This is a genomic window from Arenimonas alkanexedens, from assembly GCF_054781355.1.
In genome coordinates this window covers 81795-94671 of the sequence record NZ_BAAGUO010000006.1, presented here as the reverse complement: position 1 = coordinate 94671, position 12877 = coordinate 81795, and the positions used below count along the sequence as shown (strand labels likewise).

14 protein-coding genes are annotated in these 12877 nt (G+C 68.3%); 12 read left to right on the top strand and 2 right to left on the bottom strand.

Going from position 1 to position 12877, the window contains the following annotated elements; all coding sequences use genetic code 11:
- The first annotated feature begins 45 nt into the window (after window positions 1–45).
- From ACYVGY_RS12010 to ACYVGY_RS11955, 12 genes are all read left to right on the top strand, one after another.
- Complete coding sequence (locus ACYVGY_RS12010; RefSeq protein WP_460457728.1) at window positions 46–1719, top strand: phosphoethanolamine transferase; 1674 nt, start codon at window positions 46–48, stop codon at window positions 1717–1719.
- Window positions 1720–1792: 73 nt separating this feature from the next.
- Window positions 1793–2521: a hypothetical protein gene (locus tag ACYVGY_RS12005; protein ID WP_460457727.1), complete on the top strand. Its 729-nt coding sequence runs from the start codon at window positions 1793–1795 to the stop codon at window positions 2519–2521.
- A 47-nt stretch (window positions 2522–2568) separates the two neighbouring features.
- Window positions 2569–3471 (top strand): 50S ribosomal protein L11 methyltransferase, encoded by a 903-nt coding sequence (gene prmA, locus ACYVGY_RS12000; RefSeq protein ID WP_460457726.1) that lies wholly within the window; start codon window positions 2569–2571, stop codon window positions 3469–3471.
- A gap of 27 nt (window positions 3472–3498) precedes the next feature.
- Complete coding sequence (locus ACYVGY_RS11995; RefSeq protein ID WP_460457725.1) at window positions 3499–4017, top strand: DUF3426 domain-containing protein; 519 nt, start codon at window positions 3499–3501, stop codon at window positions 4015–4017.
- Window positions 4018–4146: 129 nt separating this feature from the next.
- Window positions 4147–4425 (top strand): DNA-binding transcriptional regulator Fis, encoded by a 279-nt coding sequence (gene fis, locus ACYVGY_RS11990; RefSeq protein ID WP_460457724.1) that lies wholly within the window; start codon window positions 4147–4149, stop codon window positions 4423–4425.
- A gap of 47 nt (window positions 4426–4472) precedes the next feature.
- Window positions 4473–6041: a bifunctional phosphoribosylaminoimidazolecarboxamide formyltransferase/IMP cyclohydrolase gene (gene purH, locus ACYVGY_RS11985; protein WP_460457723.1), complete on the top strand. Its 1569-nt coding sequence runs from the start codon at window positions 4473–4475 to the stop codon at window positions 6039–6041.
- A 10-nt stretch (window positions 6042–6051) separates the two neighbouring features.
- Window positions 6052–6555: a cadherin repeat domain-containing protein gene (locus ACYVGY_RS11980; protein ID WP_460457722.1), complete on the top strand. Its 504-nt coding sequence runs from the start codon at window positions 6052–6054 to the stop codon at window positions 6553–6555.
- Between the two features lie 26 nt (window positions 6556–6581).
- Window positions 6582–7871 carry a phosphoribosylamine--glycine ligase gene (gene purD / locus ACYVGY_RS11975; RefSeq protein ID WP_460457721.1) on the top strand — a complete coding sequence of 430 codons (1290 nt, stop codon included), beginning with the start codon at window positions 6582–6584 and terminating at the stop codon, window positions 7869–7871.
- Between the two features lie 140 nt (window positions 7872–8011).
- A complete protein-coding gene (locus ACYVGY_RS11970) occupies window positions 8012–8905 on the top strand; it encodes an Ig domain-containing protein (RefSeq protein WP_460457720.1) in 894 nt (297 codons plus the stop codon).
- A gap of 104 nt (window positions 8906–9009) precedes the next feature.
- Complete coding sequence (locus tag ACYVGY_RS11965) at window positions 9010–10635, top strand: flavin monoamine oxidase family protein (RefSeq protein ID WP_460457719.1); 1626 nt, start codon at window positions 9010–9012, stop codon at window positions 10633–10635.
- Window positions 10636–10663: 28 nt separating this feature from the next.
- A complete protein-coding gene (locus ACYVGY_RS11960; protein WP_460457718.1) occupies window positions 10664–11443 on the top strand; it encodes a sulfotransferase family protein in 780 nt (259 codons plus the stop codon).
- Window positions 11444–11464: 21 nt separating this feature from the next.
- Complete coding sequence (locus ACYVGY_RS11955; protein WP_460457717.1) at window positions 11465–11755, top strand: DUF6916 family protein; 291 nt, start codon at window positions 11465–11467, stop codon at window positions 11753–11755.
- On the opposite strand, the gene ACYVGY_RS11950 is transcribed toward ACYVGY_RS11955, so the two are convergent.
- Both ACYVGY_RS11950 and ACYVGY_RS11945 read right to left on the bottom strand, forming a co-directional pair.
- Complete coding sequence (locus ACYVGY_RS11950; RefSeq protein WP_460457716.1) at window positions 11748–12296, bottom strand: GNAT family N-acetyltransferase; 549 nt, start codon at window positions 12294–12296, stop codon at window positions 11748–11750. The genes ACYVGY_RS11955 and ACYVGY_RS11950 overlap by 8 nt on opposite strands.
- 10 nt (window positions 12297–12306) lie before the next feature.
- Window positions 12307–12855, bottom strand: coding sequence for a phage tail protein (locus ACYVGY_RS11945; protein ID WP_460457715.1), 549 nt, complete (start codon window positions 12853–12855; stop codon window positions 12307–12309).
- Window positions 12856–12877: the final 22 nt, after the last annotated feature.

The following is a 12877-nucleotide window of genomic DNA, read 5'->3' as shown; positions in this document are numbered from 1 at the left end:
GGCCCGCCCGCCGTTCGTCGACGATACCGCCCTGATGACCGGGGGATGGCCTCGGTCTGGCACTGGCGCGAGGCTTCCTTGTCGAACCCGATCGATCCGGCCCCGCCGCGCGGCCTCGGCGCGAATGCGCTGACGGCAATCGTCGCGGCGCTGCTGGCGCTGGCCTACAGCGCCAGCTTCTGGCGCCATCTGGTCGCCGCCGATGTGCCGGGCGGACTGCGCGGCGCGCTGTTCCTGCTGGCGGCGTTTGCGGTGCTGTTTGCCTTCAACGGGCTGCTGCTGTCCTTGATCGCCTGGCGCGGTCTGCAGAAACCGGCCCTGGCCTTGCTGCTGGTTCTTTCCGCCAGCGCCGCCTATTTCATGGACGGCTACGGCGCCGTGATCGACCGTCACGCGCTTCAGAGCGTGCTCGAGACCGACCTGCGCGAGGGCAGTGAATGGCTGTCGTGGTCGATGGCGGGCTACCTGGTCGTACTTGGGCTGCTGCCCGCCGTGCTGCTGTGGAAACTGCCCCTGCGCTATCGCTCCTGGCCGCGCGAGCTGGCCGCACGTGCTGGTTTCATGGTCTTGATGCTGGTCGTGCTGGGCCTGGCCGTCGTGCCGTTCACCCGCGAGTTTTCGTCCACCGCGCGTAACCACGCCGAGCTGCGGCATCTGGCCACGCCCACCAATCTGGTGAACGCGCTGCGCGGCTATGCCAAGCACGCCGCGCCAAGCGCGCCCGTGGTGGTGGAAACGCTGGGTGCCGACGCCAAAGGCGGCAGCCGCTACGGCGTGCGCAAGCCGGTGCTGCTGGTGATCGTGGTGGGCGAGTCGGCGCGCGCCGAGAGTTTCAGCCTGGCCGGCTACGAGCGCGACACCAATCCCGAACTTGCCAAGATCGCACCGGTGTTTTTCTCGAACGTGAGTTCATGCGGCACCAACACCGCCACCTCGCTGCCCTGCATGTTCTCGAACCTGGGTCGCGCCGGCTATGACGAATCGGAAGCGCGCGGGCGCGAGAACCTGCTCGACGTGATCGCCCACGCCGGCCTGCTGGTGGAGTGGGAAGACAACAACACCGGCAGCAAGGGCGTGGCCGTCCGCCAGCGCGAGGAATCGATGGCCGCGCTTCCGGCCGCCGTGCCCTGCGACAGCGACGGCTGCCTCGACGAGCGCCTGGTGGAGCACCTGCGCGATGAGCTGGCCGCCCCCGGCGCCGCCGACAAGGTCTTCGTGCTGCACCAGATCGGCAGCCATGGACCCGCCTATTTCAAGCGCTACCCGAAGAAGTTTGAGCGCTTCACCCCGACCTGCCAGAGCGTGGCGCTGCAGGACTGCAGCGAAGAAGAAATCCGCAACAGCTACGACAACACCATCCTCTACACCGACCACGTGCTGGCCGCGCTGATCCGCCTGCTCGAGCACGAGGCCGGCGACCGCGCGCCGGCACTGCTCTACGTTTCCGATCACGGCGAATCGACCGGCGAACACGGCCTCTACCTGCACGGCGCGCCCTACGCGCTGGCGCCGGAGCAGCAAACCCGGGTGCCGATGCTGCTGTGGACCTCGCCGGCATTCCAGCGCTGGCGCGGCCTGGACATTGGCTGCGTGCAGTCGCGCCGCAGCGAGCCGCTCAGCCACGACAACCTTTTTCACACGGTGCTGGGCCTGCTCGATCTGCAGACCGATGCCTACCAGCCGGAGCGGGACGCACTGACGAGCTGCGCGCCGGCCTGAGCTTTTTCCGATAGAAATTCGCGCGGCGAGCCGCTAGGGTTTGGCTCCTTCCCCCCGCGCAGGATCGGCCGACGTGAACCACGCAAACCGCTTCGGCTTCCTGCTGCTCGCCGCCGCCTTGGTGTCCGGCTGCGACATCCTCGAAAAGATTCCCCTCACGCCGGCAGATGCGCGACGGGCGGCGGGCAAGTTCGGGCTGGCCACGCGCGAAAAGCTCGAGGAAACGCCGGAGGGCAGCGTCTACAGGCTGTCCGTGAAGGCCAGCAAGGCGGCGTCCTGGCTGGAGGCAGACGCGGCGATGTGGACCGACCTCAAGCACACCTGCCCGCAGGGCCAACTACACGAAAATCTGTCGGCCGAACCAGACGGCCTGCACACGGGTGCCCAGCTCAAGCCGCAGCCCGCCGGCACCTTATTCGTGCGCACCGTTCGTTGTGCACCCAAGCTTGCGTTCGAGTTCGACATCGCGGCGGGCGTCGCCGAAGACGTTGCCTATCAGGAAATGTACGAGTCACTGGTCAGCACCGGGACGGAAGGTTCCCGCAAGCCCATGGTGACGATGCTCTATGCGAACCGTTTCGCGCCCCGCTATCAGCAAATCCAGAGCAAGCTCGGCGCCATGCTCCACATGCGGCTCGCAGACTGCCCGGAGGGCGTGGCCATCCGGAACCTCACGCTTGGCGTGATGCCCCCGCCGCCCGACGCCTCGAACCAGCCCCGCGTAGATGTGCTGCTCGGCTTCACCACCGAGTGCGTCGCGACACCGGCCGCTTCGGCCGCCACGCCGGCGACGGGCAGCTGAGCCCCGGACGGTGCGACAATAGCGGCCCCGCTGCCAGCCGCCCCGTCATGCCATTCCTTGAACTCTCCCTGCGCGTCCGCGCCGAAGACGAACACCGGGCCGAAAACGCGCTGATGGACCTGGGCGCCCTGTCGGTGACGCTGATGGACGCCGACGCCGCCACGCCGAATGAAAAGGCCGTGCTGGAGCCGGGCGTGGGCGAGACCCCGCTATGGCCTGAACTCACCCTGCTGGCGCTATTCCCCGGCGACACCGTGGCCGAGCTGGTGCTGCACGCGCTGGAATCCTTCGACGACGCCATCGACCTGTCCCAGGCCGACTTCCGCGAAGTGGCCGACCAGGACTGGGAACGGGCGTGGATGGATCAGTACGTGCCGCTGAGCTTCGGCCGGCGCACCTGGATCGTGCCCTGGAACATGGACCCGCCGCCGGAAGCGCGCGACGGCGTGATCGTGCGCCTGGACCCGGGCTTGGCCTTCGGCTCGGGCACGCACCCGACTACGGCGCTGTGCCTGCAGTGGCTGGATTCGCTGGTGCTGCGCGACCAGGTCGTGCTCGATTTCGGCTGCGGCTCCGGCATCCTCGCGCTGGCCGCGCTCAAGCTCGGCGCGAAGGCCGCCGTCGGTGTCGACAACGACCCGCAAGCCCTGATCGCCACGGCCGACAACGCCGAACGCAACGGCGTGGGCGACCTGCTGACCGTGTATTTGCCCGAAGACGAGCCGGTCGCGACCTATCCGGTAGTGGTTGCCAACATCCTGGCCTCGGCGCTGGACCTGCTGGCGGAAACGCTCGCCTCGCGCGTTGCGCCCGGCGGCGCCATCGCGCTCTCGGGCATCCTGCACGGCCAGGAAGGCGCGCTGCTGGAACGCTACGCCGAATGGTTCGATCAACTCGACGCGGTGCAGGAAGGCGACTGGATGCGCATCACCGGAACCCGCCGCCGCTGAGGGCCGCTGGCCGTTATCATTGTCGCCATGCCCCCCCGCGCCCCGCGATTTGCCGTCGCCGAACCCACGCTTTCCCGCCGCCGCTTGCCCTGGGGCTGGGCCGGGCTGATCGTGGCGCTGTTCCTGGGCTTGCTGCTGCAGCTGGTGCTGGCCGACCGCGCCCGTCTGGCCGGCGACGCCGGTTGGCGGCCAAGGCTGGAGCTGGCCTGCGGCGTACTGGGCTGCGACCTGCCGCCCTGGCACGCCCCCGACGACTTCCGGGTCACCAGCCGCGAGGTGCAGCCGCACCCGACCGTGCCCGGCGTGCTGCTGATCACCGCCAGCTTCCGTAACGACGCCCGCTGGTCGCAGCCCTGGCCGGTGCTGGAAATCGCACTGCAGGATCTCGACGGCCAGGCGCTCGGCCTGCGTCGCTTCCAACCGTTGGAGTACCTGGGCAGCCCACCGGCTTCGCCGCTGATCGCGCCAGACCAGTCGGCCAGCGCCACGCTTGAGATCCTGGACCCGGGCAAACGCGCCGTCGCGTTCACCTTCGATTTCCACTGAATCTTTCTCCCTACCCTGTCCGCAAGGACAGGTCGCACCGCGTTTTGGATTGACGTAGACTCCCTTCCCCCGTCGCCCACTGACGGGCCCGCAAGGAAGCGGACGATTCCCCCACGGAGCTGCCTTCCAGTGAATGCTTTGCCGGCCTCGCGCGCCGACTCCAACGCCTCTACCCCCGGACACACCCCGCTGCGCGACCACGTGTCGCGTTCGGTGCGGCGTTATCTGCACGACATCAACGGGTGCGAGATGGACGACCTGTATGAAGTGGTGCTGCGCGAAATCGAGTCACCGCTGTTCGCCGAGGTGCTGCGCCACTGCGACGGCAACCAGAGCCGCGCCGCCGCCATGCTTGGCCTCAATCGCGCCACGCTGCGCAAGAAGCTCAAGGCCTACGGGCTGGCCTGACCCCGCTGCGGAGCCGCTATAATCACGGCTTCCCCACGAGGTGCCCGATGACAGCCGAACGCCAACCCGTCCGCCGCGCGCTGCTTTCCGTTTCCGACAAGACCGGCGTGGTCGAACTGGCCCGCGGCCTGGTCGAAGCGGGCGTCGAACTGCTGTCCACGGGCGGCACCGCCAAAACGCTGCGCGAGGCCGGGCTGGCGGTGCGTGATGTCAGCGAAGTCACCGGTTTCCCGGAAATCATGGACGGCCGGGTCAAGACCCTGCACCCGAAGATCCACGGCGGCCTGCTCGGCCGCGAAGGCGTCGACGACGCGGTGATGGCCGAGCACGGCATCGCGCCTATCGACCTGCTGGTGGTGAACCTGTATCCGTTTGCGCAAACCGTTGCACGCCCCGGCTGCAGCTACGACGACGCCATCGAAAACATCGACATCGGCGGCCCGGCGATGCTGCGCGCCACCGCCAAGAACCACGCCCGCACCAGCGTGCTGGTGGATCCCTCCGATTACGACGCCTTCCTGGCGGCATTGAACGAGGGCGGCAGCACGCCGGCGATGCGCCGCGCCTTCGCCGCCAAGGCCTACGCCCACACCGCCGCTTACGACGGCCAGATCGCGCAGTGGCTGTCGCCGCGCGCGGACGACCCGGCGCAGCCCGAGGCCTGGCCGAAGACCTTCCACGCCTCGCTGCAGCTGGCCTCGGCCCTGCGTTACGGCGAGAACCCGCACCAGCGCGGCGCGCTCTACGTCGAGGCGAACGCGCCAGGCGGCATCGTCGCCACCGCGCGCTTCCTGCAGGGCAAGGAGCTGAGCTACAACAACCTGGCCGACGCCGATGCCGCGCTCGAGTGCGTCAAGGCGTTCGAGGCCCCGGCCTGCGTCATCGTCAAGCACGCCAATCCCTGCGGCGTGGCCGTGGCCGCGAATCTGATGGACGCCTACGACCGCGCGTTTGCGGTGGATCCAACCTCGGCCTTCGGCGGAATCATTGCCTTCAATCGCGAGCTGGACGCGGCCACCGCGGCCGAAATCCTCAAGCGCCAGTTCGTCGAAGTGGTGATCGCGCCGTCGATCGCCGCCGATGCGATGCCGCACTTCGCCAAGAAGGCCAATGTGCGCGTGCTGGCCTGTGGCGAACTGCGCGTCGCGCCGGGGATGGAATACAAGCGCATCGCCGGCGGCCTGCTGGTGCAGGACACCGACACCGACGCGCTCGGCGCTGCCGACCTGAAGGTGGTTTCGAAGCTCGCCCCCAGCGATGCCCAGCTGCGCGACCTGCTGTTCGCGTGGAAAGTGGCGATGTACGTCAAGTCCAACGCCATCGTCTACGCCCGCGACTTGCAGACGATCGGCATCGGCGCCGGCCAGATGAGTCGCGTCGTCAGCGCCAAGATCGCCAGCCTCAAGGCCGAGGAAGCCGGGCTGGTCGTGCCGGGTTCGGTGATGGCCTCCGACGCGTTCTTCCCCTTCCGCGACGGCATCGATGCCGCCGCGTCCGCCGGCATCGCCGCCGTGATCCAGCCGGGCGGTTCAATGCGCGACGCCGAGACCATCGCGGCCGCCGACGAGCACGGCATGGCGATGGTGTTCACCGGTCGCCGTCACTTCCGCCACTGAGGTCCACCCCATGACAGCCGCCAGCAAGCCCCCCGCCGCTTCCGCACCGCCGCCGGGGCCCGCGCGGACCGGGCTGGCGCTGGGCCTGATTGGCGCCGGCCTGGCCATCATCGTCCTGCTCGTCTGGCTGGCCTACCGCACGCCGGCGCCGGTGCTGACGCCGGCCGATCCGGTGCAGGCCATCGCCACCGAACTGGTGCGCAAACTCAATGCCGACCTGCCGCGCGACCTGGGCGATGGCCTGGTGCTCGAACGCATGGACGTTGAAGGCCGCACGATCGTGATGACAATGCGCAGCCGCGCCATGACCCTGGCCGAAGCGGCGCGCAATCCGGCACTGTTCGCCCAGGTGAAGCTGGATGAACAGGCGCGGCTGCTGTCGCTTTGCCGCAACGCCGATTTCGCGCTGGTCCTGGACGAAGGCGTGGTGATCACCCGTCGCTTCCTGGACCGCGACAACCAGCGCTTCTTCGATGTCTCGGTGTCGGCCAACGACTGCGCCCAGAATCCCTGACCGAACCTGCTCCCGGAGTCGTTCTCATGAAAGTCCTCGTCATTGGTGCTGGTGGCCGTGAACACGCCTTGGCCTGGAAGCTGGCGCAGTCGCCGCGGGTCAGTGAAGTGCTGGTCGCACCCGGCAACGCCGGCACCGCAACCGAAGCGCGCTGCCGCAATGTGGCGGTGAAGGCCACCGACATCGAAGGCCTGTTGAAGCTGGCGGCCGAAGAAGGCGTGGGCGTCACCGTGGTCGGTCCCGAGGCGCCGCTGGTGCGTGGCGTGGTGGATGCCTTCCGCGCGGACGGCCGCCGCATTTTCGGGCCCAGCGCCGAAGCCGCCCAGCTCGAGGGCAGCAAGGCCTATGCCAAGGATTTCCTGGCGCGGCACAAAATCCCGACCGCCTACTACGGCGTGTTCGAGGACAGCGCGCTGGCGCTGCAGCACGTGCGCGACCACGGCGCTCCGATCGTGATCAAGGCCGACGGCCTGGCCGCCGGCAAGGGCGTGGTGGTGGCGATGACGGTTGCCGAGGCCGAGGCCGCCATCATCGACATGCTCGAGGACGAAGCCTTCGGCGATGCCGGCGCACGAGTGGTGATCGAAGAGTTCCTGGAAGGCGAGGAGGCGAGCTTTATTTCGATGGTGGATGGCCGCACCGCGCTGCCGATGGCTACCTCGCAGGACCACAAGCGCGTCGGCGACGGCGACACCGGTCCCAATACCGGCGGCATGGGCGCGTATTCGCCGGCACCGGTGGTGACGCCCGAGGTGCACGCGCGGGTGATGCGCGAAGTGGTTGAGCCGACCGTGCGCGGCATGATCGCCGACGGCGTGCCATTTACCGGCTTCCTCTACGCCGGCCTGATGATCACGCCCGACGGCGCGCCCAAGGTAATCGAGTTCAACGTGCGCTTCGGCGACCCGGAAACCCAGCCGGTCCTGCTGCGCCTGCGCAGCGATCTGCTGGATCTGGTGGAAGCCGCGATCGACGGCCACCTGGACCAGGTGCAGGCCGACTGGGACCCGCGCCCGAGCCTGGGCGTGGTCATGGCCGCCGACAATTACCCGGGAACGCCCCGCGCCGGCGACGCCATTGCCGGCCTGGGCACCGACCCGGGCAAGGACGCAAAGGTATTCCACGCCGGCACGGAACTGCGCAACGGCGTCGTGGTCACCACCGGCGGGCGCGTGCTTTGCGCCTGCGCGCTCGGCGACACCGTGGCGCAGGCGCAGCAGCGCGCCTATGCCGCCGCCGACAACATCCACTGGGAAGGCTGCTTCTACCGAAGCGACATCGGCTGGCGCGCCATCGAACGCGAGCACCAAACCTGAGCCCGTAACCCCTGTAGGAGGGCCTTCAGGCCCGAAGCTCTTCGCCAAAAAGCTTCGGGCCTGAAGGCCCTCCTACAAGGGGGCGGCTTCAGGCAACATCCAGGTGTTCGTTTCTGCAGGGCACCCTCATGAACCATCGAATGTTTGCCGGACTCTTCGCCGCGCTCGCGCTATCGGTTGCCGGTTCGGCCGTGGCCGTCGACCAGCCGTCCACCTACCCCGGCTGCGCCGCGCGCAGCGTCAGCGTGCCCTGGGGCGGCAGCGTCAAGATCGATCTGAGCGACTGCCACAGCTTCGGCCTCGGCGCGGTGTCGCGACCGCCGGCCCATGGCAGTGCCACACCGGGCATCAACGTTCCGATTGACAGCTACCGCTATACCCACGGCGGCGCATCGCCGGCGGGCGGCGGGCAAGACCGGTTCGTGGTGCTCGATGACAACAGCGACACCATCACGATCAGCGTCAGCATCGCGCCTGGGGCTTCGGCAATCACCATCGCGCCGGACACGCTTCCCGCGATGCAGGCCGGTGCGCCGGTCTTACTCGCCCTGGCGGCCAGCGGCGGCAAGGCCCCATACCGTTACCGGCTGGCCGGCGGCACGCTGCCGCCCGGCTTGGCGCTGGCCGCGGACGGCACCCTGTCCGGCACGCCGACGGCGCGCGAGGCCTACGGGTTCGAGCTGGCGGTGGCCGATGCTGGCGGAGATACCGTCCGACGAAGCTTTGCCGGAAGCGTGACGGCCGCGCCCTTGGCGATCGCGCCAGCGACGACCAGCGCGATCCAGGGCCAAGCGTTTTCGCTGACGCTCAAGGCTCGCGGCGGTCTGGCGCCATATCGCTTCCGGATCGAAGCCGCGCCGGGCTTGCCCGAGGGTCTGCAGCTGTCCAGCACCGGCATCATCAGCGGCACGCCGACCGCGGCGCCGGGCCGCTACGTCCTTAGCCTGCGTGTCACCGATGCGAGCGCAGGACCTGGCGCTTATTTCGAACTCAAGACGTTCACGCTGCGAATCATTGCCCCGCCCGCGCCCTAGGCGGCTGGCTAGCGCCTGATGTCACTGTCGCCCGGCAGTTCGGCTTGCTGGCACCCGGCGTTCGCGCTATATCTGGGCGGGTAAATCAGGGGCAGGGGAAAAAAATGAGCCGCAGCGACATGATGGCGCGACTGCTTCGTATGGCGCGCTTGGCAGAGCGCGGAGAGCCCTCGGGCCAGGATCCGCAACCCACCGTCAACACGGACCAGCCGGGCAGCGAAGGTCGACGCAAGTTCGCCAAGGGCGTTGTCGCGGCCACGTCCGCTGCCGCCGTTTTTTCGCTGGCGCCCGGTGCCATGGCCCTGGACAAGCGAATCGGCCTAAAGCCCATCCGTCCGCGCCTGAGCGGCAACGTCGCCGTCGTCGGCGCCGGCATTGCCGGCCTGGCCTGCGCCAATGAACTGACCCGGCAGGGCATCAACGCCCGGCTGTTCGAGGCTTCGAACCGTGTCGGCGGCCGTATTGCCAGCCTGCGCGATGTGTTCCCGGGCCAGGTAGTCGAACGCGGCGGGGAATTCATCGGCAGCTCCCACCACGCCATGCTCGGCTATGCGCGCGAGCTCGGCCTGACCCTGGAAGGCTCCGGCGCGACCTCGGGCGACGCGTTCTATTATTTCGGCGGCAGCCGCTACACCGAGACCCAGGTGGTCGCGGAGTACCGTGAGTTCACGACGTCCATCAGCGAAGACATCGGCACCCTGGGCTCGCCCACGGCCGATCGCTTCAAGGAAAGCGACGCCGTGCTCGACTTCATGAGCATCGGCGACTACCTGGACCTGCACGGCGCCGGCGGCTTGCTGCGCAAGGTGATCGGCAGCGCCTACCTGGCGGAATACGGCGCCGGCATCGACGAGCTGAGCGCGATCAGCTTCCTGCGCTTCGTCCACGGCGACCAGCGCAGCAAGCAGGCGCCGTTCGGCGTGCACGGCGGCGAATACGTGCGCGTGCTCGAGGGCAACGACCGCATTACCTCTGGTCTGGCCGAGCGCCTGCCGATGCCAGCCTCGCTGGAGCATCGCCTGGTGTCGATCCGCAAGCTGGCCGGCGGCATGCTGCGCCTCAGCTTCGATGTCGCCGGGCGCACCGTGCAGAGCGACCACCACGCCGTGGTGATGACCCTGCCCTTCAGCGTCCTGCGCGACGTCGAACTGCATTCGAGCCTGCAGCTGCCGGCCTGGAAGACCCTGGCCATCAAGTCCACCGACATGGGCAGCCACAGCAAACTGATGGTCGGCTTCGACGGCCCGGTCTGGCGCGAGCGCCACGGCCTCAACGGCAGCGGCTTCAGCGACCTCGCCGCCATGCAGGCCACCTGGGAAACCAACCCCAGCCGCGCCACCGCTTCGAATGCCGTGCTCGCGGGCTATTTCGGCGGCGAGCGCGCACAGGGCATGAGCGCGGCCACGACGCAGGCCGACGCCGGCGCTTTCCTGGCGAACCTTGAGCGGATCATGCCGGGCGCCACCCAGGCGGCGTCGCGTGACGGCAGCGGCCGCTTGGTCGCCTACACCGAAAATTGGGCGAACAACCCCTTCAGCAAGGGCTCGCATTCCACCAACCGGCCCGGTTACTTCACGTCCACTGCCAGCCACGAAGGCAAGGCAGTCGGCAACCTGCTGTTCGCCGGCGAGCACACCTCCAGCTTCTACGAGTGGCAGGGCTTCATGGAAGGCGCCGCACTGTCGGGCCTGCGTGCCGCAGGCGAAGTTCTTGCGCTCGCACAAGCCTGACGCCGCTCCCCCGCGCACGGCCTGACCCGTGCGCGGCCTTGATCCGGTCCTGCTGACGTCCCCGACCGTCCGCAGCGGAACCACGCTGCTGCAGCGCCTGCTGTGTTCCTCGTCCAAGACGCTCATCTATGGCGAGGAGGTCGGCAAAGACCTCGAACTGCAGCTGCAGATCCTGAGCTCGCGCCAGCTCGTCTACCGAAGCATGGGACCGCACCTGGCCGATCGCCTGGGCAGCGTCCTTGCGGGCGATGGCAACCAATGGCTCGTGGACCTGATGCCGGATAAGGACGGCTATCTCGCTGCGCTTCGCGACGGGGCGCTGTCTGGCCTGGCCTATTGTCGTGAGCATGCGCAGTCGGTGAGCCGTCCCGTCTGGGGGTTCAAGTACCCGGGCTGGACGCCGCCGCTGATGCGCATGCTGTTCGAGCAGGTGCCCGGCACGCGGGTGGTTTACCTCGTCCGCGATCCGGGCGACACCGCACGCTCAGCCAAGGCCTGGCATGGCTTCCAGTCCGAGCAGGACGTCGAAGCACTGTGCGCGCAGTGGCTCGCGCACGTGCAGTTCATGCGCCAGTTCGCGCAGTCACACGCGGTGCTGATGCTGCGCTACGAGGCCCTGGTTTCCGATCCCGGCGAGAGCCTCGCTCGGCTGGCCGGGTTCCTCGACGCGGGCAACATGGACCCCGGCCTGCTGACACAACGCATCAACAGCGCCGGCGGCAACCCGGCCTACCTGGCCCCCGCCGAGCTCACGCCGCGCGAAACCGCCTGCGTGGATGCCACGCGCGCCGCCGCTGAATTAGACTAGACGCGAACCCAGGGATTACCGATGCATTTGCTCACCGTCGACGACTTCGCAGGCTGCCTGAACCAATCCTTCCACGCAGCGCTCAGCGACGGCGAGATCGAGTTCGTGCTGGTCGAGGCACGCCCGCTGGACAAGGCGCCGCCGAATGCGCTGCGGCAGCCGTTCTCGCTGCTGTTCCGTAACTCAGCCGCCCTGCTCTTCCCGCAGCAGACCTACCGGATGCGCCATCCGCGCGGCGATCACATCGACATGTTCCTGGTGCCGATCGCGCGTGAGACCGAAGGCTTCCTCTACCAGGCGATCTTCAACTAAGGGAAGGCGCCGGCCAGTCCATGCGCCGATGGGTGCCCCCGTCGTCGTCGCCGGCAAGCGCAAAACCCAGTCGCTGGTAAAGCCGGCGCGCCCCCAGGTTGTCGCGCACCACGTGCAGCGTCATACCCCGCCCCCGGGCCGCGGCGTCGCGCTGCGAGTGCTCGATCAGGGCGCTGCCGATGCCGCGCCCGCGCCAGTCAGCCATCAGGCTGATATCCACGATCAGGTCGGCGTCGCCCTCGCGAAGCAGGTAGTAGCGGCCCTGCAGCACGCGTTCGTGCTCGATGACCAGGAAATCGGCGGCCGCGTAATGCACCAGATAATGTTGGTGCTGCAGCGCGAACTGCTGTTCCAGGAAGCTGCGCTTGACGAGGCCGGGCCAAGGCACGCGCGCCATCTCGTCAGCGCGGGTGTCGGCGTAGATATCGCGCAGTCGCGGCAGGTCGGCGTCACGGGCGGGCCGCAGCAGGAAGCCTCGCTCAGCCAGCCAGGCCGGCGTTACCGTTCCGGCACCCGGCCGATCAGGGAAAGGCAGCGCCACACTCAATCGCTCAGGCTCGGGACGGGAAGATTCCCTGCAGGGCAATGCAGAAATTCATGCTCAGGTAGGGCTGCTGGTTGGTGTGCGGAAGACCGCCACCCGCCGCCGGCTGGAGCATGCCGGGCGCAAACTGGGCGTTGAGGTTGGCCCCGGCCGCCGGACGGAAGGACGTGACCGCGGCGTTGGAGGAAACCGAGAGCGCACTGCCACTGGTGGGCGAGCCGCTGCGTTTGGTCGGGTCGTTCTGGGCGTAGATAACCAGCCCGTGGCTGTGGGCGGGGATCTGGCCGGCGGTGAGGGGCACCGTGTTGACGCCGAAGGTTTCGCCCTGGGTGCGGCTGGACAGCCCCGGACCCTGCCCGCGGCCCGCGGCGGCCCGACCGGCGAAGTTGGGAAGCTGGAACGTCGTTTGACCGTTGCCGCCGTAGGTAGTGCCCAGCAGCGAGAACAGTGCCGTGTTTTGCTGGATTGGCAGCGTGGCGCCGTTGCAGAAGGCCCAGCCGCGCGGATTGAAATTGAACCCGAAGATCTGGATCTCGCCAATGAAGGGATCGGACATGGTGTGGCTCCAGGAGAGTCGG